The organism is Pseudomonas sp. GW456-L13 (genome assembly GCF_017350115.1).
GTDB classification, from domain to species: Bacteria; Pseudomonadota; Gammaproteobacteria; order Pseudomonadales; family Pseudomonadaceae; genus Aquipseudomonas; species Aquipseudomonas jessenii.
Genome location: NZ_JACNAS010000002.1, coordinates 482437 through 508189, shown reverse-complemented (window position 1 = coordinate 508189; position 25753 = coordinate 482437). Strand labels below are relative to the sequence as shown.

Genomic DNA, 25753 nt, shown 5'->3' with positions numbered 1-25753 from the left:
AAAATAGCTTTCGCGAGCAAGCTCGCTCCCACAGTGGTTTTATGTCGTTCACAAAACCTGTAGGAGCGAGCCTGCTCGCGATGGGGCCAGTCCAGTCAGCGCAAGTTTCAGTCCAGCCCACTAAACTCCACCACCGGCATCGTCCGCTTCATCAACACCTTGCCATCGCGCACCGAGTACAGCGGCAACCCCTGGCTGCGGATCATCTCGTAATCACTCTCCGCCGACAGAATCAGCAGGTTCGCCGGCCGCCCGCGCTCCAGGCCATAGCGATCGCCGAGGTTCATGGCTCTGGCGCTATTGTCCGTCACCAGGTCCAGCGCACTTTGCAGGTTGCGATAACCGAGCATGTGGCAGATGTGCAGGCCGGCTTCGAGCACCCGCAGAATGTTGCCGTTGCCCAGCGGGTACCACGGATCGACGATGGAGTCCTGGCCGAAGCACACGTTCATGCCTGCTTCCAGCAACTCGTTGACCCGGGTCACGCCCCGGCGTTTCGGGAAACTGTCGAAGCGACCTTGCAGGTGGATGCTTTCGGTGGGGCAGGAGACAAAGCTGATCCCCGAATGCCCGAGCAAGCGAAACAGTTTGGCGCAGTAGGCGTTGTCGTAGGAGCCCATGGCCGTGGTGTGGCTGGCCGTGACCCGCGAGCCCATGTCGCGGCTGCGGGCCTCTTCGGCGAGCACTTCGAGAAAGCGTGAATGCGGGTCGTCGGTTTCGTCGCAATGCACATCCACCAGGCAACCGCTGCGTTCGGCCAGGTCCATGAGAAACTTCACCGAGCTGACGCCCTGATCGCGGGTGTATTCGAAATGCGGAATGCCACCTACCACGTCGGCGCCCATGCGGATCGCTTCTTCCATCAATTCGCGGCCATTGCGGTAGGACTCGATGCCTTCCTGAGGGAATGCGACGATTTGCAGGTCGACCAGGTGCCGGCTTTCCTCGCGTACTTCGAGCATCGCCTTGAGCGCGGTCAGTTGCGGGTCGGTGACGTCGACGTGGGTGCGCACATGCTGGATGCCGTGGGCGGCGAGGGTCTGGATGGTTTTCTTTGCCCGGGCCTTGGTGTCTTCCTGGGTGATGGTCGCCTTGCGTTCGCCCCAGCACTCGATGCCTTCGAACAGCGTGCCGCTCATGTTCCAGCGCGGCTCGCCGGCGGTCAGGGTTGCGTCGAGGTGGATGTGCGGCTCGACAAAAGGCGGTACCACCAGGTTGCCCCCGGCATCCAGATCGTCAGGGCCCAGGGTCGGGGCTTCGATCTGGCGGCCGATGCTGCTGATCAGGCCGTTTTCCAGGTTCAACTCATGCAGGCCTTCCTGGTTGCGCAGACGGGCATTGATGATGTGCATCGGGCAGATCCTTTTGGCGAATCGTTTAGGCAATACTCTTACGTTAGCTCGCCAGCGGCGATTCCCGCCAGTGACATTGATCACCACCGTTCAAATGTGGGAGCGGGTTTGTTCTGGAGGATTACTGCAGGGGCAAAAACCGCAGCAGCGCCGCGACTACCGCTTCGGGCGCGTCTTCCTGAACCAGATGACCGGCGTTGGGAATCGGATAAAACTGCGATCCGGGAATCATCTGCTGCAAGGCCCGCCCGCGTTCGATGGGAATCCACTGGTCATCTTCACCCCAGAGAATCTGCACCGGGCAGCGGATCGTCGAGTACAGGCCCTCGGCCTCGCAGGTATAGCGCTCGTTCATCTGCGCGATCTGCCGGTAGAACGCCGCTTGCCCCGGCTCTCCCAGCCACGGCTGAACATAGGGGGCGAGTTCGCGGTCCGGGATTTTCCGCTTGATCGCCCCGCGGATGTAAGCCGGCACAATCGCTTGCTGGATGTAATCGGGCAGTCCGCTGAAGGCTGCTTCATGCTGGCGCACATGCTGCACGAACGGCGAACCCCAGGGCGTGAGCGCCACCGGGTCGATCAGTGTCAGGCTGCGGTAATCCTTGCCGTTGAGCAGGTGCGTTCGCAGGGCTGTGGCACCGCCAAAGTCATGGGCCAACACGTCGGGGCGATCCAGGCCCCAATGATCCAGCAACTGCGTCAGCAATTCGTTCTGCACACCCAGGGACACGTCACCATCAACTTTCTCGGATTGCCCGTAGCCCAGCAAATCGAAATAGTGCACCCGGTGCGTGGTGATGAAGTGCGGGGCAATCCGGTGCCAGACATAAGAGGAGAAGGGCGTGCCATGCACGAACACCAGCGGCGGGCCGTCGCCGCGCACGGCGTAGCGCACGGAGTGCCCTTTGAAGCGGTAGGTCTGGGGCAGTGGCCAGTCAGTCATAGGTGTGTCCTCTTGGCGGGTGCGAGGCAAAAAGCATAGGCATAAAAAAACAGCCGATGAAGGCTGTTTTCTTTTTCTCTGACAAAACGCTGTTCCATTGTGGGAGCGAGCTTGCTCGCGATGGCGTTGTGTCAGTCACATCGATGTTGAATGTGGCGCCGTCATCGCGAGCGAGCTCGCTCCCACAGGGTTCTGCATTTGTCTGCCGGCTTATTCGCCGCGATAGATGCAACCGCTGGTGCAGGTCTCGTGGATACGGATCGCGCTGAGTTCCGGCAGCAGCGGCTTCAACTCCTGCCAGATAAACTTGGCCAGCACTTCGCTGGTCGGGTTTTCCAGGCCAGGAATGTCGTTCAGGTAGTTGTGGTCCAGACGCTCGTACAGCGGCTTGAAGATCTCCTTGATTTCCGAAAAATCGCGGATCCAGCCGGTGTGCGGGTCGAGGTCGCCGCTCAGGTGGATTGCCACTTTGAACGAGTGACCGTGCAGGCGCCCGCACTTGTGGCCGTCCGGTACGTGGGGCAGGCGGTGGGCGGATTCGAAGGTAAACTCTTTGAAAATTTCCACAGTATCTTCAGCTCTGTTCAGGTGGCGTTCGCCGCAGCGATTCGGGCAGGTGGCGAGTTTACCAGTTTGTCCTGACTAAAGGGTCAGCAAGCGCTCGCCCAGGCGACCGTTGGCGGCCAGTTCGAGGAATTCGTCGCCCAGGCGGCGGCTTTCGTCCATGGTCGTGCGCCAGTATTTCTGCCGGCTCGGGGCGTCTCCCATGAAGCGCTTGAAGTCGTTACGGTCCGGCAGTTTGCCGTAGGGCAGGCGCGCCAGGTATTCCTTCGACGGCGCCAGCAACAGCACGTTCTGCAAGCGAACCGGGCAGGCGCGGCGCCATGGCAGGGTCTTGTCGAACCAGCCGGGAATCACCCGGTCGGTGAAATGCGGGTACAGCACGATGTCGTTGCCGCTGTAGGGCAGGTCCAGGTGGTAATCCAGCAGACCGCCGTCGCGGAAGGTCCCGGCGCCGGCGCCCGGCAGGTCGCGCACGCCTTGCATCACCATCGGGATCGAGCCCGAGGCCAGCAGGGCCTGGCGCAAGTTGCCGGCATTGAGGGCGACGAAGCGCGACGGGAAGTCATTCAAGGCATTGACTGGCGGCGCCAGGCGCGGGTCGTGGATGATCAGGCGTTCGAAGTGTCGTGCCAGCCGCGCCCGGCCGCGCAGGTTGTCGGCGATGACCGATGACAGGCCCAGCCCGAGGCGGCCGCGATGATCGTCGGCGAGCAGGCCGTGGCTTTTGACCAACATGATGTTCAGGCGGTAATGGTTGTTGTCGAGGATCGAGGCATCGCGACCGTCGAGCAGGTCATTGAGCATGCGCTGTGAGCTCTGGCTGATCTGCGCCATGGTCACGCCCTTGGCAAAGTGTTGCTCGGTGTAGAGCTGCCCGAGACGCCGGATGCCCTCGGCGGCGTCCGGCAGGCAGGCGCTGGCGAAGCGCCAGGAACCCACCGATGCGCCAATCAGCGAGCGTTCCCGCGGTGCCGCCGGCAGCCACTCGCCGAACAGCGCCAGGTCCAGACCCTGAATCCCCAGCGCCTTCGGACCGCCAGCCGCGCCAGGCAAGGTGCCGACGTCGGCGGCGTTCAAGCCGCTGTCACGAATGCGCGCAAAGGCACCTGGACCGGCCTTGAGGGTCAGGGAGGGGAACTTGATGTGGATGGCGGTCATTAAAGTCTCGATGTCGGGCCGACAGAAATTATAAACACGATCACTGTAGGAGCGAGCCTGCTCGCGATAGCGGTGTTGCAGTCACATCATTGTTGGATGTGCCGCCGCTATCGCGAGCAAGCTCGCTCCCACAAAGGAGGGCGGTGTTGCCAATGATGGCAATTCAGTTTCAATTAAGTTCATCCGGTTAAGGTGGCGCCCACAGGCAGCACCTGAAGAAATACGGAGACACCCATGAAAACCCTGACCACCCTGTTCACCGCGTCGATCCTCGGCATGACCGCCAGCCTCGCCCACGCCCGGGAACTTGGCCCGGATGAAGCGCTGAGATTGCGCGACGCTGGTACCATTGTGTCGTTCGAGACACTCAATGCCAACGCGGTGGCCAGGCATCCGGGTTCCACCGTCAATGAAACCGAGCTGGAACAGCGTTATGGCAAATACCTGTACAAGGTCGAGCTGCGCGATCCTCAGGGCATCGACTGGGATGTGGAATTAGACGCTGTCAGCGGGCAGGTTCTCAAGGATCATCAGGATTCGTAATGAAGGTGTTTTTATTCAAGCGATGCACCGGTAGCCGGATGGCGCTGTTGCTTCTGGCATTTTGCTCGGCAGTGTTGGCCCGCGACCTGGATCAGGATGAGGCCCTGAGCCTGCGTCAACAGGGCGTGATCCTGCCGCTGGAGCAACTGCTGCAGCAGGCGATGGGTCACTACCCCGGTGCGAAGCTGCTGGAAGCCGAGCTCGAAGAAAAACACGACGTCTACATTTATGAAGTCGAGCTGCTGACCCCTGAGGGCGTGGTCCGCGAACTGGGCATCGATGCCACCACCGGCCGTTTACTCAAAGACAAGGAAGACTGATCCATGCGTTTGCTCCTGGTGGAAGACCATGTGCCCCTGGCCGACGAACTGCTGGCCGGCCTCAATCGCCAGGGGTATGCGGTGGACTGGCTGGCCGATGGTCGCGATGCGGTACATCAGGGCAGCACCGAGCCTTACGACCTGATCATCCTCGATCTCGGTTTGCCCGGCGTGCCGGGGCTTGAGGTGCTGGCGCAATGGCGCGCGGCGGGGCTGGCCACGCCGGTGCTGATCCTGACGGCCCGAGACTCCTGGGCCGAACGCATCGAAGGCCTCAAGGCCGGCGCCGACGACTACCTGACCAAGCCATTCCATCCCGAAGAGTTGTTTTTGCGCATCCAGGCGTTGTTGCGCCGCTCCCATGGCCAGGTCAACCAGCCAACGCTCAAGGCTGCGGGGTTGCATCTGGACGAAGGTCGCCAGTGCGTTGTGCGCGACGGTGCGGACATTCAACTGACCGCCGCGGAGTTTCGCCTGTTGCGTTATTTCATGCTGCACCCCGAGCAGATCCTCTCCAAAAGCCACCTCGCCGAACACCTCTACGACGGTGAAACCGAGCGCGATTCCAATGTGCTGGAAGTCCACGTCAACCACTTGCGCCGCAAGCTCGGCAAAAGTGTGATTGAAACCCGTCGCGGCCAGGGTTATCTGTTCGGCGGGCAAGCCCGGTGAGATCGATCCAACGCCGCTTGAGCCTGGGCCTGATCAGCGTGATGGTGGTCGTTGGCCTGGTGCTGGCGCAAACCAGCCTGTGGCTGTTCGAATTGGGGTTGCAGCGCTACCTCGAAGCCGGGTTGCGCAATGACAGCGAGAACCTGCTGGCGGCACTGGTGCGCGGGCCGCAAGGCTTGCAACTGGATGAGCGACGCCTGTCACCGGCTTATCAACGGCCGTTCTCCGGGCATTATTTCCGCATCGATTTCGCCGACGGCCATTGGCGTTCCCGTTCTTTATGGGATCAGGAACTGCCGGTGCTCGATCACCCCGGCCTGCATGGCAACTTGCAACTGGGTCCGGAAGGGCAACAGTTACTGGTGCTGCGTACGGACTATCGACGTTCGGGGTTGCCGATCTCCATCAGCGTCGCCGAGGACTACACGCCAATTCGCGAAAGCTTCCGGCGCATGCAACAGCTCGGGTTTGGTCTCGGTTTGACGGCGCTGCTGCTGATTCTGCTGCTGCAACGGATTACCGTGCGCCGGGCCTTGCGTCCGCTGGAGCAGGCCCGCGAGCAGATTGCGCAGCTTCAGCAGGGCCAGCGTTCGCAACTCGATGATCAGGTGCCGGTGGAACTGGAACCACTGGTGGCGCAGATCAACCATTTGCTGGCCCACACCGAGGACAGCCTCAAGCGCTCACGCAATGCCCTGGGCAACCTCGGCCACGCCTTGAAAACTCCGCTGGCGGTGCTGTTGAGCCTGGCTTCAAGCGAGCAACTCGACGCGCACCCGCAATTGCGCAAGGTCCTCAAGGAGCAACTGGAGCAAGTCCAGCAACGGCTCAATCGGGAACTCAATCGTGCGCGGTTGTCCGGCGATGCGTTGCCGGGCGCACTGTTTGATTGCGATGCGCAACTCCCCGGGTTGCTGGCCACCCTGAACATGATCCATGGCGAACACCTGGCGCTGAGCTACCGCGCACCCACCGGCCTGCAATTGCCCTGGGATCGCGAAGACCTGCTGGAACTGTTGGGCAATCTGCTGGATAACGCCTGCAAGTGGGCGGATGCCGAGGTTCGCCTGAGTGTGGCCGAGACTGCAGAGGGCTTTGAACTCAACGTGGAAGATGACGGCCCGGGCATTCCCGAAGAGCGTCGCGATCAGGTGTTCGGCCGAGGTACGCGACTGGATGAGCAAACCCATGGGCATGGTTTGGGGCTGGGCATCGTGCGCGACATCGTCGATAGCTGGGGCGGCAAACTGTCGTTGCTGGAAAGCGAATGGGGCGGGTTGAAGGTTGTCATCGAGTTGCCTAAACATACTTGAAGTCACACCAGGAGCCCTGTGGGAGCGAGCTTGCTCGCGATGGCAATCTGTCTGACACATTGATGTTGAATGTGCTGACGCTATCGTCGGATCGCCGCCCGGAGCAAGCTCGCTCCCACAGTGGTTTTTCATGGCCGCCGATTATGAGTACACCCGGTTCCACAGGGTGAGGTGTCAGGTTTATGTGTGATGAATCTCCCGATCCTTGGTTTCCGGCATGAAGAAAATACCCAGCACCGCCGTCATCACCGCGATGACAATCGGATACCACAGCCCGTAGTAGATATCCCCCGTGGCCGCCACCATGGCGAACGCCACCGTTGGCAGGAAGCCACCAAACCAGCCATTGCCGATGTGGTAGGGAAGCGACATCGAGGTGTAGCGGATGCGTGCCGGGAACAGTTCCACCAGCCAGGCGGCAATCGGCCCGTAGACCATGGTCACGTAGATCACCAGGATCGTCAGCAGTAGCAACACCATTGGGTAGTTGGTCTTGGCCGGGTCGGCCTTTTCGGGGTAGCCGGCGTCCTTGAGGGCGGTGGCGAGGGTGGTGGCAAAGGCGTCGTTCTTGGCCTTGAAGTCGGCGGCCGGCATGCCGGTGCCCTCGAAGCTCTCGATCACTTTATCGCCAATGCGCACCTGCGCAACGGCGCCTGGCTCGGCGTCCGCGTTCTTGTAAGGGATGGCCCTTTTGGCCAGCACGGTCTTGGCCAAGTCACAGGAACTGGTGAATTTGGCCTTGCCCACCGGGTCGAACTGGAACGAACACTGGGCGGGATTGGCGACGACCGTGACCGGATTCTTCTCCTGCGCGATGAACACGTCGGGGTTACCGTATTGGGTCAGCGCGTGGAAGATCGGGAAGTAAGTCAGTGCCGCGATGATACAGCCCGCCATGATGATGCCCTTGCGCCCGATACGGTCGGACAGGCTGCCGAATATGACGAAGAACGGTGTGCCGATCAGCAGGGAGCCGGCAATCAATAAATTGGCGGTTTGCGGTTCGATCTTCAGCGTCTGCAACAGGAAGAACAGCGCATAGAATTGCCCGGTGTACCAGACCACTGCCTGGCCGGCGGTGCCGCCGAGCAGGGCCATGATCACGATCTTCAGGTTCTCCCAGCGTGCGAAAGATTCAGTCAGCGGCGCCTTGGAAGACTTGCCTTCGGCCTTCATTTTCACAAACACCGGCGACTCGTTGAGCTGCAAGCGGATGTACACCGAGATAATCAGCAGCAGGATCGACAGCAGGAACGGAATCCGCCAGCCCCAGGCTTCGAAGGCTTCAGTGCCCAGCGCGGTACGGCAGGCGAGGATCACCAGCAGTGACAGAAACAGGCCGAGGGTGGCTGTCGTCTGAATCCACGAGGTGAAGTAGCCGCGTTTGCCCTTGGGGGCATGTTCGGCCACGTAGGTCGCGGCGCCGCCGTACTCACCGCCCAGCGCCAGGCCTTGCAACAGGCGCAGGCTGATCAGGATGATCGGCGCGGCGACGCCGATGGTCGCATAGCCGGGCAGCAAACCCACCACGGCCGTGGAGATACCCATGATCACGATGGTGATGAGAAACGTATGCTTGCGCCCGATCATGTCGCCCAACCGGCCGAACACGATGGCGCCGAAGGGCCGCACGGCAAAGCCTGCGGCGAAGGCGAGCAGGGCGAAGATGAAGGACGTCGTTTCGTTGACACCGGCGAAGAAGTGCTTGGCGATGATCGCCGCGAGGGAGCCGTACAGGTAGAAGTCGTACCATTCGAACACGGTGCCCAGGGACGAGGCGAAGATGACCTTGCGCTCCTCCCGGGTGAGCCCGCGGTTGGGCGTGCTGCCCGTGGTTGCATTGTCGATTGCTGCCATGAGTATTCTCCGTCTTGCTCTTGTTGTAGGCCGGAGTTCCCACCAACACTTACCGTACCCAGGCCCTGGGGCTGAAGTCATTGGATTACGTGGTTTGCATTCAGATTGACGCCCGAAGGCGCTGCAAGGTTCCATGAAGCATAATCGGCATGCGGCAGATATCCACTTGCCATCATTTGATTGAGCAGCACGGAAGAATAAATGTGGGAGCGAGCTTGCTCGCGATGGCGGTGGCACATTCAATATCAATGTGTCTGATAATCCGTCATCGCGAGCAAGCTCGCTCCCACAGGTATTTTGTTCGGCCAGCAGGGTTCAGACGCGGAACTGATCCATCAGGTTCTGCTGCTGGTTCGCCAGGCTATTGAGCGACTGGCTGACCCGCGCCGATTCATTGGCCTGGCCCGACAGCGACTCGGTCACGTCGCGGATGGTCGCCACGTTGTTGTTGATCTCCTCGGCCACCGCGCTTTGCTCTTCGGCGGCACTGGCGATCTGCATATTCATATCGTTGATCACGGTCACCGCATCACCGATCTGGCGCAGCGCCGTCACGGCCTGGCCAACCTGCTCGACACTGCCCTGGGCCTGACGATGGCTGTTGTTCATCGAACCCACCACCTCCTGGGTGCCGTTTTGCAGTTGTTCGATCACCAGACGGGTTTCTTCCACGGACTCCTGGGTACGCCGCGCCAGGTTGCGCACTTCATCGGCCACCACGGCAAACCCGCGCCCGGCCTCACCGGCACGGGCCGCTTCGATCGCGGCGTTGAGGGCCAGCAGGTTGGTCTGCTCGGCAATCGCACGGATCACTTCCAGTACGGTGCCGATCTTCTCGCTGTTGGCGGCCAGACCTTCGACCTGAACCATGGCCGTGCTCATGTCGGCGGCGAGGTTGTCGATGCTGGCGGTGGTGCGGTCGATCACGGTCAGGCCCTGACGGGTCGCCTGATCGGCATCGCGGGCGGCGTGGGCCGCCTGCGCGGCGCTGCGGGCGACGTCCTGGGCGGTGGCGCTCATTTCGTGGGAGGCGGTCGCCACCTGGTCCACCTGGCGGTACTGCTGCTCCATGCCGGCGCTGGTCTGTGCGGCGATGGCGGACGACTGATCCGCGGTGCTGCGGGCGTCCTGCACCGAGCGCTTCACTTCGGCAATGATCGGTTGCAGCTTGTCGAGGAAACGGTTGAACCAGCCGGCCAACTGGCCCAGTTCATCCTGCTTGTCGTAGGCCAGGCGGCGGGTGAGGTCACCTTCGCCGCTGGCGATGTCTTCGAGCATGTGCGCCACGCCGAGGATCGGTCGGGTGACGCTGCGGGCCATCAGCCACACCAGCAGCAGGCCGAGCAGCGCGGCGAGCACCCCCAGGCCGAGCTCGACCAGGGTACCGGCGGTATTGCTGTCATCGAGTTGCTTTTTCAGGGCTTCGGCCGGGCCGACCAGGACTTTCTCCGGCACGTCGAGCAGCACGCCCCAGGATTTACCGTCGGGAATCGGCTGGAAGGGAGCCAGCACTTTCAGTTGCTGATGGCTGTGCAGGCTGGCGGTTTTGCTGCTGGCGGCGAGCATGCGCAGCAGTTCGGCGCCATTGGCCTTATCCACGGCGTCCAGGCGCTGGCTGAGTTTGCCGGCGTCCGGGCTGTAGCCGGCGAGCAGGCCGGCCGGGCTGATGATGCTGACGCTGGTCTGGCCGTCATAGAGTTTCTTGCTCGCGCCCAGGCTGACCGCTTGCAGGCTGTTGAGGTTGATGTCCACGGACAGCGAGGCGATCACCTTGCCGTTGACCATCAGCGGGAAAACGATGCTGGTCATCAGCACGTTCTGACCGTCGATCTCATAGAAGTAAGGTTCGATCACGCACGGCTTGAGCGTGGTGCGCGGGCAGGTGAACCAGGCGTTGGCCGCTTCGCCGCTGGGGCCGGTGCTGGTGTCGGCCATGTCCTTTTCCGGCAGCGCCATGGACGTTACCTTGCCCGGCGTCGGCTGCGACCAGTAGAGGGCGAAACGACCCTTGTCGTTGCTGCCAAGCTCGGCTTGCCCGGCGAACAGTTCGTCCTTGCCGTCCAGCCCATTGGGTTCGAACACCAGGGACAGGCCGAGCAGGTCCGGGTTGGCTTGCAGGGCCGACTTGACCTGGCGGGTCAGGTCTTCGCGCAGGTCGAAGGCATCGTGAAAGCGCTTCTCGGCCTGGTCACGCAGGAACAGCACCTGCCGGGAGAAGCCGTGGCCGTACTGATAGGCGTCCATGAACTGCTGGCGTATCCCCAGCGCCTGGTTTTCGCCCTGGGACTCGATCCGGGCCTGGGCCGCCTCTGTCAGCATCTCCATGCTCGAGGCTTTCACCAGCTCGGAGCTGTGCTCCATGCGGTACAGCGAAAGACCCACCAGCAGGGTCACGATGCCCGCCAGGCACAGCCCGGCCAGCAGGGTGATTTTCCATTGAATGGAAAGTTGTCTGAGCGACATGGAGACGTCCTTATTCGATAAATATCTGAGACTTTGCACTGTAACGGCCGCGATTTTGGTTTCTTTATCCCGTCTATCGGCTATCAAACACTTCCCCCTTGTAGGAGCGAGCATGCTCGCGATGGTCGTCAACGATGACGATGGAAACCTGATCCCCCCGGTGCTCTCAGGTGCATCGCGAGCTCGCTCGCTCCTACAGGTCATTACATGTCGTTACATATCGACAGCGCCGAGGTGCTTTGACAAGGAGGTGACGCTGCGGCACAGTGCGCGCCCTCTAATAAAACCCATTCCTTAATCCGCTGGTGGCTCTTCGCAGACTGCCGGACGGAGTCTTTTCGTTTGTATCGAGGTAATGAAATGAATGCAGTAATTGCCGCGGTCGGCATCATGCTGATCCTCAGCCTGTCCCGCGTGCATGTGGTGATCGCCCTGATCGTCGGTGCGCTGGTCGGTGGCTTGACCGGTGGCCTGGGAATCGAGGCGACGCTCAAGGCTTTCAACAGCGGCCTCGGTGGCGGGGCGACGGTGGCGTTGTCCTACGCCTTGCTCGGTGCTTTCGCCGTGGCCATTGCCAAGTCCGGCATGGCCCATGCGCTGGCCGACAAGGCCCTGGCCATGGTCGATCGCCAGCACGCCAGCGGCGGTGGCCAGGTCAAGTGGCTGCTGATTGGCCTGCTCTGGGTCGTGGCCATCGCCTCGCAGAACATCTTGCCGATACATATCGCGTTTATTCCGTTGCTGGTGCCGCCGCTTCTTTATGTGCTGACCAAGCTGCAACTGGACCGTCGACTGATCGCCTGCGTCATGACCTTCGGCCTGATCACGCCCTACATGTTCCTGCCGGTGGGCTTCGGCAACATCTTCCTCAATGAGATCCTGCTGGCCAACGTCGCCCGCAGCGGCGTGGACATCAGCGGCATCAACGTGACCCACGCCATGGGCATTCCGGCCCTGGGCATGGTGGCGGGCCTGCTGATCGCGTTTGTCAGCTACCGCAAGAAGCGTGTCTACGACCTGGCGAAGATCGAACAGGTCGAGCAAGTGGCGGTGCAATACAACCCGCTGAGCCTGATGGTGGCCGGCGTGGCCATCGCGGCGGCGTTCATCATTCAGTTGTTGCTCGATTCGATGATCATCGGTGCGCTGGTCGGCTTCCTGATCTTCTCGGTGTCGGGCATTGTCAAATGGCGTGACACCGACGACCTGTTCACCGAAGGCATGAAAATGATGGCTATGATCGGCTTCATCATGATCGCCGCCTCCGGGTTTGCCGAAGTGATGAAGGCCACCGGTGAGGTGCAGACGCTGGTCGAGTCGTCGGCGTCGTACATCGATCACAGCAAAGGCATTGGCGCCTTGCTGATGTTGCTGGTGGGGTTGCTGGTGACCATGGGCATCGGCTCATCGTTCTCCACCGTGCCGATCCTGGCGGCGATCTTCGTGCCGCTGTGCGTGCAACTGGGCTTCAGCCCGTTGGCGATCGTGTGCATCGTCGGCACGGCCGGTGCCCTGGGCGACGCCGGTTCACCGGCTTCCGACTCGACCCTGGGCCCGACTTCCGGCCTGAACATCGATGGCCAGCACCATCACATCTGGGACACCGTGGTCCCGACCTTCCTGCATTACAACCTGCCGTTGCTGGCGTTCGGCTGGGTGGCTGCGATGGTCCTGTAACCAATTCCCTTCTGATTACCCTGGATCAAAATGTGGGAGCGAGCTTGCTCGCGATGGCGGTGAAACAGTCAACATCTATTTGGCTGACAGTCCGCTATCGCGAGCAAGCTCGCTCCCACAGGGGATCTCCACTGCTCCGATTGACTGCGTTCAACTTTTGCCTTGGCGTGCCGTTAAAGCTTTTAACCACGCCAACAAAAAATCAAAAGAGTGAACGTCATGCGCATGAGCCTCAAGGCCAAAGTCCTGTCCCTTGCCGTCCTCCCGGTGTTGCTGTTTGCGCTGGTCATCAGCCTGACCACGCTGTTCATTCTTCAGGATCAGGCGCGCAAGGAAGTCGAGCAGACCCGCGAGCGCCTGCTCAGCGATGCCAAGGCAACCTTGCAAAGCTACGTGGCCGTGGCCATGACCACGATCAAACCGCTCTACGACGCCGCCGCCCCCGGCGATGAGGCGGCGCGGGCCCAAGTGATCAAGCTGCTGTCGAGCATCACCTACGGCAAGGACGGTTACTTCTTCGGTTACGACTCCAACACCGTGCGCCTGTTCAAGGCCAACAGCCCCGAGGGCGTGGGCCAGAGCTTCAAGGACAACCGCGACCCGAACGGTGTCTACGTCAACCGCGACCTGGTGAAAGTCGCCAAGGACGGTACGCACTACCTGCAATACAGCTCGCCATTGCCTGGCAACACCCAGGTGCTGGTGCCCAAGCTCGGCTACACCGAATACCTGCCGAAGTGGGACATGGCGGTCGGCACCGCGGTCAACCTCGACGGCATCGAAGCACAAGTGGCCGTGGTCGAAGCCAAGGTCCAGGAGCGCATGCAAGGCATGGTGCTGAGTATCGTTGGCGTAGCAGTCGTGGTGCTGTTGGTGATCGCTGCTGCCGGGATGCTGTTGGCCAACACCATTCTGCGTCCGCTGCATCTGATGAAAGCCAACCTCGACGACATCGCGGCGGGCGAGGGCGATCTGACCCGCCGCCTGACCATCACCAGTCAGGACGAACTCGGTGAACTGGCCGGCTCGTTCAACCGTTTCGTCGACAAGATCCACGGCCTGGTACGGCAGATCACCGAAATGACCTCGCAACTGACCGGGCTGGTGAACCAGGTGTCCGACCAGGCCAACCGTTCGGACCAGGCCATGGAACGCCAGCGTCACGAAACCGATCAGGTGGCCACAGCGATCAACGAAATGTCGGCGGCGGCCCAGGAAGTGGCCAAGAGCGCGCAGAACGCCGCGGTAGCAGCCCAGCAGACCGACGAAGAAGGGCAGGCGGCCAAGCGTGTTGTGGCCGGCAGCATCGAGAAGATCCATGCCCTGGTGGACGACATCCGCAGCAGCGGCGTGTCCCTGGACAGCCTGCAAAAAGACGTGTCGTCGATTGTCAGCGTGCTCGGGGTGATCCGCTCGATTGCCGAGCAGACCAACCTGCTGGCGCTCAACGCGGCCATCGAAGCCGCCCGCGCCGGCGAGGCCGGGCGCGGCTTTGCGGTGGTGGCCGATGAAGTGCGGGCGCTGGCCAGCCGCACGCAAATCAGCACCCAGGAAATCCAGGGCATGATCGACCGTTTGCAGGCCGGCACCCAGTCGGCGGTGGAGGCGATGCGTCGCTCCAGCGAGGCCGGCGACGGCACCTCGGCCCAGGCCAACGAGGCGGGGGCTTCGCTGGACACCATGGCTCAGCTGATCGCGACCATCAACTCGATGAACGCACAGATCGCCAGTGCCGCCGAAGAACAGACCGCCGTGGCCGAAGAGATCAATCGCAGCGTGCATCAGATTGCCGTGGCGGTGGACAGCGTCGCCGACGAAACCCAACTCGGCGCGCAAACCTCTCGCAGCCTGGCCGACCTCGGTCAGCGCCTGGGTAGCCTGGTCGGGCAGTTCCGTATTTGACAGTTATGGTTAACAACGCGAAATGGTGTGGTTTTTATAACTAAACAGTATTGAACAACTGTCATATTTGACAGTTGTTGCCGTTGGCTTATTGGTCTTTCATTTCAATGACATAGCGAGGTAACTGCAAACCATATAGAAACAGGGGCTAAGTATGAGGTTTTGGCAACTCTCATGTTTCATCCTGGTTGGCGGCTGTGCCGTTACCGTGACGGCACAGGCTCTGGATATACCAAGCTCAGTGGACTGGCGTACCCAGGGAGCTGTTACCAGAGTCAAGCAATTGGGGACTTGTGGCTCCGGTTATGCTTTTTCAGCGGTGGGTGCCCTGGAGGGCGCATTGTTTTTGCAAACCAAAAGACTGGTCGAGCTTTCCGAGCAGCAGATTCTTGATTGCAGCAGTGAGCAAGGTAATCAAGGATGTGATGGCGGGCTGATGGATTACACCTATGACTACGTCAAGCAACACGGTATTCAGTCAGAAGAATATTACCCTTACACAGGCGGCGGGGGACGCTGTGATGCAGGCATGATCAAGGCTGTCGCCGCCAATACGGTGACCTATACGAATATTCCTCGTGGCGACGAGGAGGCACTGCGCCAGGCCGTAGCCAAAGGGCCGGTATCGGCGGCGATTGACGCTTCCGACAACTTTAAAAAATACTCCGGCGGGGTATTGAATGATGAAGATTGCGATGAAAATGATTTGAATTACGCCGTGCTTATTGTTGGTTATGGCACCGAAGATGGCGAGGATTATTGGCTGGTGAAAAATAGCAGGGGGCCGGAGTGGGGGGAGGCCGGGTATATAAGGATGTCCAGAAACAAAGATAATCAGTGTGGCATCGCCTCTTACGCGTCATTCCCTGTCCTCGCGAAACGGATAATTCATCAAGGACTCAAGTAGTGCGCGATACGCGCTGTTGCGGTGTTGCAGTCGACCCCTACACTGAAAAGCACGGGTTGTTTTCATCTCCCCCCGACGACCACTACCCACAGGAGTCAAACCCATGACTGAGCGTATATGCGATTGTCCGAAGTGTTCCTGCAAACTCGGCGAGCACCCGATCGTGCGTCACGGCAAGCACTATTGCTGTGAAGCCTGTGCCAAGCATCACGAGCACGGCGAGGAGTGCGCCTCCCAAGGCTGCAAGTGTGCCCACTGAAAACCACGGCATACGCAAAAGTGGAGCCTAGTCCGGCTCCACTTCCAGCCTGAGGCTGTCATCTTCCAGGCGTTCGCTGTGGCGGACGGTGCCTTGCAAGCGCCGCCCTTCGACCCGCAGCACCAGGGTCTTGGCTTGCTCCAGATCTTCCGGCAGAGGCACCGGGACGCGTATGGCGAAGCAGAATGGGTCATTTTCGACCTGTTCCAATCCGATTCGGCACTCGGTGCTCCTGGTGATGCCGCCGCTCGGCGTGTCCAGATCGTAGTCCAGTTGCACAGGGCTGTTGACGGGTGTTGCGCTCATATCCCTTCCCCCGAACCTGATGGTTACCGGATATTAGTTCGCCGGCCGCCACTTGACGTTTTCCACGCCGAATTTTTCAGCCATCGGCTTGCTGGTCTTTTGCACCTTCTCGCGTCCGAATCGGGGGATTCGCCCCACCCCCGCGTCACAACTCGCCCAATGCCAGGCTTCTGCGTTATCCATTTTTTCCAGGCGGATGATGAATGATTTCGGAGCACCATGGAGGGTGTACTCGATGACGAATAATTTTGCACTGTTCATAAAGCCCCGGTTCCTCCCTGTTGTACATAAAAGGATCGCGCGCCATCAGAAAAATTCACTCGGATTGTCAGATACCGGCGGTTGCTGGCGACACGTTCGGCGCCTCGTTACCATGAAGCCTTCCCGTACCCAATGAACATAGACCATGGCCCTCGCCGCACCACCTGACCTGAGTGACACCGATGTGCCTGTGCAACCGCTGGCCCGCACCTATCCGCGCGGGTTGTACATCGAGCCCCATGAGCACGTCTGGGGCCAGTTGCTGTATGCGATGAGCGGGGTGATGTGGGTCGAGACGCCGCATGAGGCGCTGGTGGTGCCTCCGCAACGGGCGGTGTGGTTGCCGCCCGGCGTGCCGCATGGCATCCGTGTGGTATCGGACCTGCAAATGCGCAATATCTACCTGCGGCCGTCCCTGGCGGCGACCCTGGATGACAGCGTTCAGGTGATCGAGGTCGGCGGTTTGCTGCGCGAGCTGATCGTCGGGCTGGTGGAGCAGGGTAACGACGGGGCGCCCGAGTATTACGACGCACTGGTGGGCCTGGCGCTGCTGGAACTCAAGCGGGCCAGGCGTTCGCTGCTGAAAATTCCGCTGCCGGACGATTCCGACCGACGGCTGATGAACCTGTGTCAGGCGGTCATGGCCGCGCCTTCACTGGACATTCCTTTCGAACAACATGCGGATAACGCCGGAGCCAGCGTGCGCACCCTGGCGCGGCTGTTCAAGGACGGTTTGGGCATGGGCTTCGCCGAGTGGCGGCGTCAGGTGCAATTGGCGACGGCGGTGGCCGAGCTGATCCAGGGCGTACCGGTCAGCGCGATTGCCCGGGAGCTGGGATATTCTCCGAGCAGCTTCAGCGACATGTTTCGTCGTGAGCTGGGCGTTGCCCCTTCGCAGTTTCCTGCGGCGCAACGCCAGGACTGATTTCGTCGAAGCCAGGCTTTGGCCGAAATTCAGAAGCACTTGACCGATGATCAAAGGCGTCGCCCCCTAGACTTGGCGCATATCTCAATTGCCCCGGAGTCTGCGATGAACTACCTCGTGTCATTGGCCATCGGTCTGGGCGTCGGTCTGCTCTACGGCGCCCTGGATTTTCGTTCCCCCGCACCCCCGGCCATCGCCCTGGTGGGCCTGCTCGGCATGCTCGCCGGCGAAAAACTCTGGCCGATGGGGCGAGGGCTGGTGGCTGGCTGGATCTCCTGAACCCTTTTCGACTCGATGGATACGCCCATGAAAGCTCTGCAATTCGATAAAACCGGTGATCTCTCGGCCCTGCGCTACGTTGAGGTGCCTACCCCCGTTCCCGGCGCCGATGAAGTGCTGGTCGAGATCAAGGCCGCGGGCCTCAACCCCAGCGATGTGAAGAACGTGCTGGGCCGTTTTCCCTACACCACCTTGCCGCGGATTCCCGGTCGTGACTTTGCCGGTGTTGTCGTGGCCGGCCCGCAGGCGATGATCGGTCGGGAAGTCTGGGGCACGGGCAAGGAACTGGGCTTTTTCGCCGACGGTTCCCACGCGCAGTTCGTCAAGCTGCCGGCCAACGGCGTGGCGCTCAAACCTACGCATCTGAGCTTTGCCCAGGCCGCCAGCCTCGGCGTGCCGTACACCACGGCGTGGGATGCGCTGGAGCGCAGCCTGGTGACGGCCCAAACCCGATTGCTGGTCATCGGTGGCGGGGCAGTCGGCAGCGCCGCGCTGGCCTTGGCCAAGGTGCGCGGTGCCCGGGTGTTGGCGGCCGCGCGGCGTCCGGAGCAGGTCAAGGATTTGCAGGACCAGGGCTACCAGACCCTGCAACTGGATAAACCCGAAGACCTGGGCGCACAGGTCAACGCGGTGTATGCCGGCGGCGCCGACGTGATTTTCGACACCACCGGTTTCTGGCTGCCGGCCTCGGTAGCGGCCCTGGCCGCGTTCGGCCGCATCGCGATCATCGCGGCACCCGTGGACGGTCACGTGCAGTTGCCGGCCCTGGCGTTGTATCGCAAGGGTGGCTCGGTTGTGGGGATCAACTCGTTGCTGTACGGGGTGCAGGCGTGTGCGGCGATGCTCGAACAGTTCGGCCGGTTCTTCGATCAAGACCTGTTGCCGTTGCCCCAGGGCTTGTTCGAGTCGCCATTGGCCGAAGGCCTGGAGCGTTATGCCGAGGTGAATCAGGGCAGTGGTGACAAAGTGATTTTGCTGCCGTAACCGCAATCAATGTGGGAGCGAACTTGCTCGCGATGGCGGAGTATCAGCCGGCATGGATGTCGGCTGTGAAGGCCTCTTCGCGAGCAAGCCCGCTCCCACAAAGTCCGAGGCTGTGCAACGCCTTGCGCATGCCTCGCTCTGCTAGAATCGGCCCATTGACCCAATGAGGTACCCCTATGAGCGAGCCGATTCGCCTGACTCAGTACAGCCACGGCGCTGGATGCGGTTGCAAGATTTCTCCCCAGGTGCTGGAAGTGATCCTGGCCGGCAGTGGGGCGCAGAACCTCGACCCGAAACTTTGGGTCGGCAATGCCTCGCGCGATGATGCGGCGGTGTATGCAATCGATGATGAACGCGGCGTGGTCTCGACCACCGACTTTTTCATGCCGATCGTCGACGATCCCTTCGATTTCGGTCGAATTGCCGCCACCAATGCCATCAGCGACATCTATGCGATGGGCGGCGATCCGTTGATGGCGATTGCGATTCTGGGCTGGCCGGTGAACGTGCTGGCCCCGGAAGTTGCCCGGGAAGTGATACGCGGCGGTCGTTCAGTGTGTGACGCGGCGGGCATCCCGTTGGCAGGTGGGCACTCCATCGACGCGCCAGAACCGATCTTTGGCCTGGCCGTCACCGGTCTGGTGGAAAAGCGCCACATGAAGCGCAACGACACCGCCACCGCCGGTTGCCTGCTCTACCTCACCAAGCCCTTGGGGATCGGCATCCTTACCACGGCCGAGAAAAAGGGCAAATTGCGCAACGCCGACATCGGCCTGGCCCGGGACTGGATGTGCACCCTGAACAAACCCGGCAGCCGTTTCGGCAAGCTCGACGGTGTGACCGCAATGACTGACGTCACCGGTTTCGGCCTGCTCGGGCACCTGGTGGAAATGGCCGACGGCAGCCAGCTCACGGCGCGCATTGAGTATGACCGCGTACCGCGCCTGCCGGGAGTGGAGTATTACCTGGAACAAGGCTGCGTACCGGGCGGGACTCTGCGCAATTTCGACAGCTACGCCAGCAAGCTCGGACGCCTTCAGGAGCTGCACAAACGTGTGCTTTGCGACCCGCAGACCAGCGGTGGCCTGCTGATTGCCGTGACGCCTCAAGGCAACGAGCAATTCCTCTCGGTGGCCGCCGAACTGGGCCTGAGCCTGGAACCGATCGGTGAACTGGTCGAGCGACAGAGCAACGCAGTCGAGGTGTTTTGATGTTCGTCGACTGCACTGATTACCGCGACATCTTCCTCAACGACCGTCCCATGATGGATGCCCGCGCGCCGGTCGAATTCAACAAGGGTGCGTTTCCCGGCGTGATCAACCTGCCGTTGATGAATGACCATGAACGCCAGCGGGTCGGCACCTGCTACAAGCAGCACGGCCAGCAAGCGGCTATCGTGCTGGGGCATCAACTGGTGTCGGGCGCGGTCAAGGCCGAACGCATCCAGGCTTGGGCCGATTTTGCCCGGGCGCATCCGGATGGCCTGCTGTATTGCTTTCGCGGCGGCCTGCGCTCGCAGATTGTCCAGCAATGGCTCAAGGACGAGGCGGGCATCGACTATCCACGGGTGGGCGGTGGCTACAAGGCCATGCGCACCTTCCTGCTGGACACCCTCGATCAAGCCGTGACCCAGTGCAATTTCGTCTTGCTGGGCGGGATGACCGGCACCGGCAAAACCGAGGTGCTCACGCAACTCGACAATGCCGTGGACCTTGAAGGTCATGCCAACCATCGCGGCTCCAGTTTCGGCAAGCGCGCCACGGGCCAACCCTCGAATATCGACTTCGAAAACCGCTTGGCCGTAGACGTACTGAAAAAACGCGCCCGTGGCATCGAGCAGTTCGTACTGGAAGACGAAAGCCGTGCGGTGGGCAGTTGTGCCTTGCCGTTGCCGCTTTACCAGGGCATGCAGCAGTTTCCGATGGTGTGGCTTGAAGACAGCCTGGAAGGGCGGGTCGAGCGGATCCTGCGCGATTACGTGGTGGATCTGTGCGCCGAATTCATCGACGTGCATGGCGAGGAGGGCTTTGCGCTGTTTTCCGAACGCTTGCTGGCAAGCCTGAACAATGTGCAGAAGCGCCTGGGTGGCGAACGTCATCGGCGCATGCTGGTTTTGATGGAGGATGCGCTGGCCGAGCAGGCCCGCAGTGGCGCGGTGGATCTGCACCGGGGCTGGATCGAAGGCCTGCTGTGCGAGTATTACGATCCGATGTATGCGTTTCAGCGGGAGAAGAAAGACGCGCGGATCGAGTTTGTCGGGGAGCGGGGGGCGGTTCTCGAGTATCTGCGTGAGCGAGTGAATCAACGAAAGTGATGTAGGTTTAACTGGCCCTATCGCGAGCAAGCTCGCTCCCACAGGGTTCAGTAGTGCTCATGCCTTCGTGATCACACTGCAAATCCAATGTGGGAGCGAGCTTGCTCGCGATGAGGCCGGATCAGGCATTACAGGTTTCAGGTCGGACAGGTTTCGGCACCATTATCCAGGCCTTGCTTGTACACATGGCTCTGCAAGCTGGCCTTGCCGTTGTGCCAGGTCAAGGTGAGTACATACAGCGAGTCGTAGTCGCTGGACTCCCAGTCATCCGTGATGGTCATTTTCTTGCCGGTGGCGTCGCCGGCTACCTTGTTGATCAGCTCCGGCAGATAGCCGTGGGACCAGGCCGTGTAGATGACCGCATTGTGGTACTTGTCGTGGAGCAGTTCATCGGCCAGGTCACTGGTGTCATTGGCGGAAAAGTTGATGTTCACCGGCAGGCCAAGCTTGATGGCGCTGGGGCTGATGGTCATCAGTGGGCGGATGTAGCTGTAGGAATTGTCGAGCTCGCCTTCCTCGACGTTCCGCGTCGGGTTCGCCGCAAACACATAGTTGGCCTTGCCGAACTTTTCCGGCAGCAGCGTGGCCAGGTCGATGGCGCGGTTCAGTCCCTGGCAATTGAGCTGGCCCAGGCCTCCGGCGGGTTTTTCCCCGTGACGCAGGAAGACCAGCGTCTGGGTGCCATCCATCGGTTGGGCGCGACTCAGGCCGGACTCCAGCGTCAGGCACACCGCGCTAACCACCAATAAGGCGGGCAACAAAAGGTAAGCGCGATGTTTGAAGCGTTTGGCAAAATTAAACAGATTCATGTGTAAAGGGTCTTCAGCGCAATTCGGTTAAGGCTGACAAACCTCTACACCACGATTGTCCTGCGTCGGGTGTTTTCCATGTCATTGAAGCCGGTCCGTCATCAAAGGGGTGGTTCTCAGAGTCCCCTGAGCCCGTTTGGTTCGATTCCGGCCGAGTGGGCGGCAATGTACCGGTAACCTTCACGGGTTTGCAGTGAAGGTTATCGACAGGATGTTGCACAATTGTGGACACGCTACACCGAAGGGCGTTGAAACAGTCGTGATTTCTTTTGATCTCGCCTATCAGCGAGATCGATGGCTTCAAGGGATCGCTGAGCCGATATCTACATTATGATCGTCACTCTCAATGTCTTCGTGGATCGTGCCCATGACCGATTTGTCCGCATTCCCCATCACCCGCAAATGGCCTGCCCAGTATCCGGAGTGGATTCAGCTGTACTCCTTGCCGACCCCCAACGGCGTCAAGGTCTCGATCATGCTCGAAGAGATCGGCCTGCCGTATGAACCTCACCGGGTAGGCTTCGACACCAACGACCAGATGTCCCCGGAATTTCTTTCCCTGAATCCCAACAACAAGATTCCGGCGATCCTCGACCCCCACGGTCCGGACGACCGGCCGCTGGCGCTGTTCGAGTCGGGCGCGATTTTGATCTATCTGGCCGACAAGAGCGGGCAACTGCTGGCCCAGGAATCGGCACCGCGCTATGAAACGATTCAGTGGCTGATGTTCCAGATGGGCGGTATTGGTCCGATGTTCGGCCAGCTCGGGTTTTTCAACAAATTCGCCGGTAAGGACTATGAAGACAAGCGTCCCCGTGACCGCTACGTCGAGGAAAGCAGGCGCCTGCTCAAGGTGCTGGACGGTCGTCTGCAAGGGCGCGACTGGATCATGGGCGAGCGCTACACCATCGCGGACATCGCCATTTTCCCGTGGGTGCGCAACCTGATCGGCTTCTATGAAGCCGGCGATCTGGTGGGTATCCAGAACTTCCCTAACGTCACGCGGGTGCTGGAACGCTTCCTGGCGCGACCGGCGGTGGTGCGCGGGTTGCAGATTCCAAGCCCCGTCTCCAGCTGATCCACCGCATTACCTGTGGGAGCGAGCTTGCTCGCGAAAAACGTAAGGGCAACGCGAACATTCAGACAATGCGCGTTATCGTTTACGACCATCGTCGGAACGCCGCCCGGAGCAGGCTCGCTCCTACATCTTGTCCTCTGAAATTCAGGAAAACCCATGTCCAGTCAGTTCCCCGAAGCACGCCCACGCCGTCTGCGCCGCAATGCGAGCCTGCGCAGCCTGTTCCAGGAGACCGAGTTCAGCCTGAACGACCTGGTACTACCGATTTTCGTCGAAGAAGAAATCGACGACTTCGTGCCGATCAAGAGCATGCCCGGCGTGATGCGCATTCCCGAGTCGAAGCTGGCCGGCGAGATCGAGCGCTACGCCCGTGCCGGGATCAAGTCAGTGATGACCTTCGGCGTCTCCCACCACCTGGACAGCAGCGGCAGCGACACCTGGCGCGAGGACGGCCTGGTTTCGCGCATGTCGCGCATCGCCAAGGACGCGGTGCCGGAAATGATCGTAATGTCCGACACCTGCTTTTGCGAGTACACCGACCACGGTCATTGCGGCGTGCTGCACAACCATGAAGTCGACAACGACCAGACCCTGATCAACCTCGGCAGGCAAGCCGTCGCGGCGGCCCGGGCCGGTGCCGACGTGATCGCACCCTCGGCGGCCATGGACGGGCAAGTCCAGGCGATTCGCCGGGCGCTCGATGATGCCGGGTTTACCCAGACGGCGATCATGGCCTATTCGACCAAATTTGCTTCGGCGCTCTATGGCCCGTTCCGCGAGGCCGGCGGCAGTGCGCTCAAGGGCGACCGTAAAAGCTACCAGATGAACCCGATGAACCGCCGCGAAGCGATACGCGAATCGTTGCTCGACGAACAGGAAGGCGCCGATGCGCTGATGGTCAAACCGGCCGGTGCATATCTGGACATCATCCGCGACATCCGCGAAGCCTCGCGCCTGCCGCTGTCGGCCTATCAGGTGAGCGGTGAGTACGCGATGATCAAGTTTGCCGCCCAGGCCGGGGCCATCGATGAAGACCGTGTGGTGCGCGAGAGCCTGGGGGCGATCAAACGCGCCGGGGCAGATCTGATCTTTACGTACTTTGCGATGGACCTGGCGCTGGCGGGGATCTAGGCACCAGCGCATATCCCCCTTGTAGGAGCGAGCTTGCTCGCGATGGTCGTTAACGATGACGCGTGTTTACTGACTAAACGCGGCGCCCTTGAGTCCATCGCGAGCAGGCTCGCTCCTACAGGGAGATGTGGTGTTCTCAGGGAGCGCCGAAAAACGGCCGGATCCCGTGATCACGAAAATACCGTTCGATCACTTTCGGGTCCGCGCAAGTTTCGGCAATCGCCACATAGGTGTCGGGCCGCAACAGATAAAAGCCGTTGCGCCCCAGGCCCGCGGCTTCGAACGCCGGTCGCCAGTCGAACACATGCAGTGGCAAATGGTGCTCGTGGCACCAGGCGATCATCTCGTCGCTGGTGTCGCCATAGACATGCACCTGCCAGGTCAGGCACTTGAGCGACTCAAAATTATCCCCCTCACCGTCATGGGCCCAGGGCAGGCGATCGCCACCATGCACGTGCCCGGCAACGCCCGTGCTCAGCGGCATTCCACGATAATTCAGGGTAATCTGCGACACCGTGCGAAACATGAATTCGCGAGAGGTTTCGAACGAGGTTATTTTCGGTATCAAGAACGGGGCCAGGCGTGTACGCAGCAAGTCGGCAATTCGCCCATCGGCGGTGATGAAGTTAAATACCCGGTCGGTGGTGGCCACCAGTTTGCGGGCAAATGCGATGCGCTCGGTTTCATAGGTGTCGAGCAGTCTGGCCTCGGCGCCGCCGCTCAACACGGCCGCCAGTTTCCAGGCCAGGTTGATGGCATCGCCAATCCCGGTGTTCATGCCCTGGCCGCCCGCCGGGCTGTGCACGTGGGCGGCATCCCCCAGTAAAAACGCCCGGTCTTTGCGAAAGTGATCCGCCACCCGATGATGTACGCGATAGGTCGAAAACCAGTTCAGTTGCTCGATCTTCACCTTCATGTGCTCGATGGCCCTGCTGCTGACGTCCTCGAAGCGCAGGGTCTCGGCGTGTTCGGCGCGTTCGTCGCGTACCGTGCCGATCAAGCGCGCGCGACCACTGCCGGCCAACGGGAACACGGCGAGGAAGTCTGCCTCGTCGAGGTCCACATGCAGTTCGCCGTTGAATGTCGGGCCGCTGCCCTGTACGTCGGCGACGTAGAAAATCTGCTGGTAAGTCCCGCCGGGAAACCCGGTCTCCAGGGTTTTGCGCACAATCGACCGGGCACCATCGCATCCGGCCAGGTAACAGGCCTGGCAGATTTCCTGCTGACCGTCGGGCAAGTGCAGCGTGGCCGTGATGCCGTCTGCGGTTTGCTCGAAGTCCGCCAGTTCGGTGTTGCGTTCCACTGTGATACCGAAAGCGTTCAGGCGCTCGATCAGCAGCCGTTCGTGTTCGTCCTGGGGGAAAATCTCGAGAAACGAGTAGGGCGTCAGGCCTTCACCGATCTGAGACAGGGGCAGGCGCGCCACGGGCTCACCCTTTACCCAGAAGTTGCCGGCCGTTACTTGATGTCCGTTTTGCACCACGGCGTCGTCCAGTCCGAGCTGGCGATACAACTCCAGCGTCCGTGCCTGGACGGCCAGCGCCCGGGACGTGGTGCCGGGGGCGGAGGTTTTGTCGACGATCCGCACGCGCACGCCGAGTTTGCTCAGCCACAACGCCAGGACCAGCCCGGTGGGGCCGGCACCGATGATCAACACGTCGCTGCGGTGCATGAACCTGTCCTCCTCGCTGTGTGAATCAAGTATGGTCCAGTCGGGGAGGGCGGCAACCGTCGGA

The 25753-nt window shown here is 61.0% G+C and carries 24 protein-coding genes and 3 pseudogenes; 16 read left to right on the top strand and 11 right to left on the bottom strand.

From position 1 onward, the window contains the following. Positions 1 to 107: 107 nt before the first annotated feature. From codA to J4D25_RS16445, 4 genes are all read right to left on the bottom strand, one after another. Entirely contained in the window at positions 108 to 1352 is a 1245-nt protein-coding gene (gene codA, locus J4D25_RS16460) for a cytosine deaminase (RefSeq protein WP_057713996.1), read from the bottom strand. A gap of 121 nt (positions 1353 to 1473) precedes the next feature. Continuing rightward, the gene (locus J4D25_RS16455) at positions 1474 to 2295 is read right to left on the bottom strand and encodes an alpha/beta fold hydrolase (protein ID WP_057713997.1); all 822 of its coding nucleotides are present in this window, start codon (positions 2293 to 2295) and stop codon (positions 1474 to 1476) included. Between the two features lie 210 nt (positions 2296 to 2505). After that, positions 2506 to 2862 carry a 6-carboxytetrahydropterin synthase QueD gene (gene queD / locus J4D25_RS16450; RefSeq protein WP_008021670.1) on the bottom strand — a complete coding sequence of 119 codons (357 nt, stop codon included), beginning with the start codon at positions 2860 to 2862 and terminating at the stop codon, positions 2506 to 2508. A gap of 75 nt (positions 2863 to 2937) precedes the next feature. Then, positions 2938 to 4017, bottom strand: coding sequence for a hypothetical protein (locus tag J4D25_RS16445; protein WP_057713998.1), 1080 nt, complete (start codon positions 4015 to 4017; stop codon positions 2938 to 2940). Positions 4018 to 4251: 234 nt separating this feature from the next. On the opposite strand from J4D25_RS16445, the gene J4D25_RS16440 reads away from it, so the two are divergent. The 4 genes from J4D25_RS16440 to J4D25_RS16425 are packed head-to-tail and all read left to right on the top strand — an operon-like array spanning position 4252 to position 6865. Next, positions 4252 to 4560 (top strand): PepSY domain-containing protein, encoded by a 309-nt coding sequence (locus tag J4D25_RS16440; protein ID WP_057713999.1) that lies wholly within the window; start codon positions 4252 to 4254, stop codon positions 4558 to 4560. After that, positions 4560 to 4880: a PepSY domain-containing protein gene (locus J4D25_RS16435; RefSeq protein WP_057714000.1), complete on the top strand. Its 321-nt coding sequence runs from the start codon at positions 4560 to 4562 to the stop codon at positions 4878 to 4880. The genes J4D25_RS16440 and J4D25_RS16435 overlap by 1 nt, the downstream gene beginning before the upstream one ends. Positions 4881 to 4883: 3 nt before the next feature. Further along, positions 4884 to 5552, top strand: a complete 669-nt coding sequence (locus tag J4D25_RS16430) for a response regulator transcription factor (protein WP_057714001.1) — start codon at positions 4884 to 4886, stop codon at positions 5550 to 5552. Continuing rightward, the gene (locus J4D25_RS16425) at positions 5549 to 6865 is read left to right on the top strand and encodes a sensor histidine kinase (protein WP_057714002.1); all 1317 of its coding nucleotides are present in this window, start codon (positions 5549 to 5551) and stop codon (positions 6863 to 6865) included. Before J4D25_RS16430 ends, J4D25_RS16425 begins: the two co-directional genes overlap by 4 nt. Before the next feature lie 180 nt (positions 6866 to 7045). On the opposite strand, the gene J4D25_RS16420 is transcribed toward J4D25_RS16425, so the two are convergent. The 3 genes and pseudogenes from J4D25_RS16420 to J4D25_RS27350 all read right to left on the bottom strand — a co-directional run. Next, entirely contained in the window at positions 7046 to 8722 is a 1677-nt protein-coding gene (locus J4D25_RS16420) for an MFS transporter (RefSeq protein ID WP_057714003.1), read from the bottom strand. 315 nt (positions 8723 to 9037) lie between these two features. Continuing rightward, positions 9038 to 9631, bottom strand: a pseudogene (locus J4D25_RS27355) (methyl-accepting chemotaxis protein); the annotation flags it as partial. Between the two features lie 264 nt (positions 9632 to 9895). After that, a pseudogene (locus tag J4D25_RS27350) lies at positions 9896 to 10966 on the bottom strand (HAMP domain-containing protein); the annotation flags it as partial. Positions 10967 to 11545: 579 nt separating this feature from the next. On the opposite strand from J4D25_RS27350, the gene J4D25_RS16410 reads away from it, so the two are divergent. The 5 genes and pseudogenes from J4D25_RS16410 to J4D25_RS16395 all read left to right on the top strand — a co-directional run bounded on the left by J4D25_RS16410 (position 11546) and on the right by J4D25_RS16395 (position 15930). Continuing rightward, positions 11546 to 12862, top strand: a complete 1317-nt coding sequence (locus tag J4D25_RS16410) for a Na+/H+ antiporter family protein (protein ID WP_056722503.1) — start codon at positions 11546 to 11548, stop codon at positions 12860 to 12862. Positions 12863 to 13081: 219 nt separating this feature from the next. Then, positions 13082 to 13858, top strand: a pseudogene (locus J4D25_RS27345) (cache domain-containing protein); the annotation flags it as partial. A gap of 84 nt (positions 13859 to 13942) precedes the next feature. Further along, the gene (locus J4D25_RS27340; protein WP_372884022.1) at positions 13943 to 14764 is read left to right on the top strand and encodes a methyl-accepting chemotaxis protein; all 822 of its coding nucleotides are present in this window, start codon (positions 13943 to 13945) and stop codon (positions 14762 to 14764) included. A gap of 154 nt (positions 14765 to 14918) precedes the next feature. Further along, entirely contained in the window at positions 14919 to 15671 is a 753-nt protein-coding gene (locus J4D25_RS16400; protein WP_057714006.1) for a C1 family peptidase, read from the top strand. Positions 15672 to 15774: 103 nt separating this feature from the next. Further along, positions 15775 to 15930, top strand: coding sequence for a metallothionein (locus J4D25_RS16395; RefSeq protein WP_079246731.1), 156 nt, complete (start codon positions 15775 to 15777; stop codon positions 15928 to 15930). Positions 15931 to 15957: 27 nt separating this feature from the next. Here J4D25_RS16395 and J4D25_RS16390 read toward each other — a convergent pair whose 3' ends face one another. Together J4D25_RS16390 and J4D25_RS16385 are read right to left on the bottom strand one after the other, a co-directional pair. Beyond that, a complete protein-coding gene (locus J4D25_RS16390) occupies positions 15958 to 16236 on the bottom strand; it encodes a hypothetical protein (RefSeq protein WP_057714007.1) in 279 nt (92 codons plus the stop codon). Between the two features lie 33 nt (positions 16237 to 16269). Next, positions 16270 to 16497 (bottom strand): DUF6555 family protein, encoded by a 228-nt coding sequence (locus J4D25_RS16385; protein WP_057714008.1) that lies wholly within the window; start codon positions 16495 to 16497, stop codon positions 16270 to 16272. A 145-nt stretch (positions 16498 to 16642) separates the two neighbouring features. Here J4D25_RS16385 and J4D25_RS16380 point away from each other — a divergent pair, with 145 nt between their 5' ends. From J4D25_RS16380 to mnmH, 5 genes are all read left to right on the top strand, one after another. Then, positions 16643 to 17422 (top strand): helix-turn-helix domain-containing protein, encoded by a 780-nt coding sequence (locus tag J4D25_RS16380; protein WP_057714009.1) that lies wholly within the window; start codon positions 16643 to 16645, stop codon positions 17420 to 17422. A 105-nt stretch (positions 17423 to 17527) separates the two neighbouring features. Beyond that, entirely contained in the window at positions 17528 to 17701 is a 174-nt protein-coding gene (locus J4D25_RS16375; RefSeq protein ID WP_079246732.1) for a DUF1427 family protein, read from the top strand. Positions 17702 to 17728: 27 nt separating this feature from the next. Beyond that, entirely contained in the window at positions 17729 to 18685 is a 957-nt protein-coding gene (locus tag J4D25_RS16370; RefSeq protein ID WP_057714010.1) for a zinc-binding alcohol dehydrogenase family protein, read from the top strand. 176 nt (positions 18686 to 18861) lie between these two features. After that, positions 18862 to 19896, top strand: a complete 1035-nt coding sequence (gene selD / locus J4D25_RS16365) for a selenide, water dikinase SelD (RefSeq protein ID WP_057714011.1) — start codon at positions 18862 to 18864, stop codon at positions 19894 to 19896. Continuing rightward, positions 19896 to 20999 carry a tRNA 2-selenouridine(34) synthase MnmH gene (gene mnmH / locus J4D25_RS16360; protein ID WP_057714012.1) on the top strand — a complete coding sequence of 368 codons (1104 nt, stop codon included), beginning with the start codon at positions 19896 to 19898 and terminating at the stop codon, positions 20997 to 20999. The genes selD and mnmH overlap by 1 nt, the downstream gene beginning before the upstream one ends. Positions 21000 to 21136: 137 nt before the next feature. Here the strand turns inward: mnmH and J4D25_RS16355 are convergent, their stop codons facing one another. Continuing rightward, positions 21137 to 21808: a hypothetical protein gene (locus tag J4D25_RS16355; RefSeq protein WP_057714013.1), complete on the bottom strand. Its 672-nt coding sequence runs from the start codon at positions 21806 to 21808 to the stop codon at positions 21137 to 21139. Between the two features lie 367 nt (positions 21809 to 22175). Between J4D25_RS16355 and J4D25_RS16350 the strand changes: the two genes are divergently transcribed. Together J4D25_RS16350 and hemB are read left to right on the top strand one after the other, a co-directional pair. Next, positions 22176 to 22886, top strand: coding sequence for a glutathione S-transferase family protein (locus tag J4D25_RS16350; protein ID WP_057714014.1), 711 nt, complete (start codon positions 22176 to 22178; stop codon positions 22884 to 22886). 156 nt (positions 22887 to 23042) lie between these two features. Continuing rightward, positions 23043 to 24017 (top strand): porphobilinogen synthase, encoded by a 975-nt coding sequence (hemB, locus tag J4D25_RS16345; protein WP_057714015.1) that lies wholly within the window; start codon positions 23043 to 23045, stop codon positions 24015 to 24017. A gap of 136 nt (positions 24018 to 24153) precedes the next feature. Here hemB and J4D25_RS16340 read toward each other — a convergent pair whose 3' ends face one another. Then, positions 24154 to 25689: an FAD-dependent oxidoreductase gene (locus J4D25_RS16340; protein WP_057714016.1), complete on the bottom strand. Its 1536-nt coding sequence runs from the start codon at positions 25687 to 25689 to the stop codon at positions 24154 to 24156. Positions 25690 to 25753 lie beyond the last annotated feature (64 nt).

Excerpts from the sequence above, each read along its gene's own strand:
- J4D25_RS16355 (WP_057714013.1), bottom strand. The coding sequence starts at position 21,808 with ATGAATCTGTTTAATTTTGCCAAACGCTTCAAACATCGCGCTTACCTT.
- J4D25_RS16385 (WP_057714008.1), bottom strand. The coding sequence starts at position 16,497 with ATGAACAGTGCAAAATTATTCGTCATCGAGTACACCCTCCATGGTGCT.
- J4D25_RS16440 (WP_057713999.1), top strand. The coding sequence starts at position 4,252 with ATGAAAACCCTGACCACCCTGTTCACCGCGTCGATCCTCGGCATGACC.
- codA (WP_057713996.1), bottom strand. The coding sequence starts at position 1,352 with ATGCACATCATCAATGCCCGTCTGCGCAACCAGGAAGGCCTGCATGAG.
- J4D25_RS16420 (WP_057714003.1), bottom strand. The coding sequence starts at position 8,722 with ATGGCAGCAATCGACAATGCAACCACGGGCAGCACGCCCAACCGCGGG.
- J4D25_RS16395 (WP_079246731.1), top strand. The coding sequence starts at position 15,775 with ATGACTGAGCGTATATGCGATTGTCCGAAGTGTTCCTGCAAACTCGGC.
- J4D25_RS16400 (WP_057714006.1), top strand. The coding sequence starts at position 14,919 with ATGAGGTTTTGGCAACTCTCATGTTTCATCCTGGTTGGCGGCTGTGCC.
- hemB (WP_057714015.1), top strand. The coding sequence starts at position 23,043 with ATGTCCAGTCAGTTCCCCGAAGCACGCCCACGCCGTCTGCGCCGCAAT.
- J4D25_RS16455 (WP_057713997.1), bottom strand. The coding sequence starts at position 2,295 with ATGACTGACTGGCCACTGCCCCAGACCTACCGCTTCAAAGGGCACTCC.
- J4D25_RS16410 (WP_056722503.1), top strand. The coding sequence starts at position 11,546 with ATGAATGCAGTAATTGCCGCGGTCGGCATCATGCTGATCCTCAGCCTG.
- J4D25_RS16390 (WP_057714007.1), bottom strand. The coding sequence starts at position 16,236 with ATGAGCGCAACACCCGTCAACAGCCCTGTGCAACTGGACTACGATCTG.
- J4D25_RS16445 (WP_057713998.1), bottom strand. The coding sequence starts at position 4,017 with ATGACCGCCATCCACATCAAGTTCCCCTCCCTGACCCTCAAGGCCGGT.
- J4D25_RS16350 (WP_057714014.1), top strand. The coding sequence starts at position 22,176 with ATGACCGATTTGTCCGCATTCCCCATCACCCGCAAATGGCCTGCCCAG.
- J4D25_RS16380 (WP_057714009.1), top strand. The coding sequence starts at position 16,643 with ATGGCCCTCGCCGCACCACCTGACCTGAGTGACACCGATGTGCCTGTG.
- J4D25_RS27340 (WP_372884022.1), top strand. The coding sequence starts at position 13,943 with ATGACCTCGCAACTGACCGGGCTGGTGAACCAGGTGTCCGACCAGGCC.
- J4D25_RS16340 (WP_057714016.1), bottom strand. The coding sequence starts at position 25,689 with ATGCACCGCAGCGACGTGTTGATCATCGGTGCCGGCCCCACCGGGCTG.
- mnmH (WP_057714012.1), top strand. The coding sequence starts at position 19,896 with ATGTTCGTCGACTGCACTGATTACCGCGACATCTTCCTCAACGACCGT.
- selD (WP_057714011.1), top strand. The coding sequence starts at position 18,862 with ATGAGCGAGCCGATTCGCCTGACTCAGTACAGCCACGGCGCTGGATGC.
- J4D25_RS16375 (WP_079246732.1), top strand. The coding sequence starts at position 17,528 with ATGAACTACCTCGTGTCATTGGCCATCGGTCTGGGCGTCGGTCTGCTC.
- J4D25_RS16435 (WP_057714000.1), top strand. The coding sequence starts at position 4,560 with ATGAAGGTGTTTTTATTCAAGCGATGCACCGGTAGCCGGATGGCGCTG.
- J4D25_RS16370 (WP_057714010.1), top strand. The coding sequence starts at position 17,729 with ATGAAAGCTCTGCAATTCGATAAAACCGGTGATCTCTCGGCCCTGCGC.
- J4D25_RS16430 (WP_057714001.1), top strand. The coding sequence starts at position 4,884 with ATGCGTTTGCTCCTGGTGGAAGACCATGTGCCCCTGGCCGACGAACTG.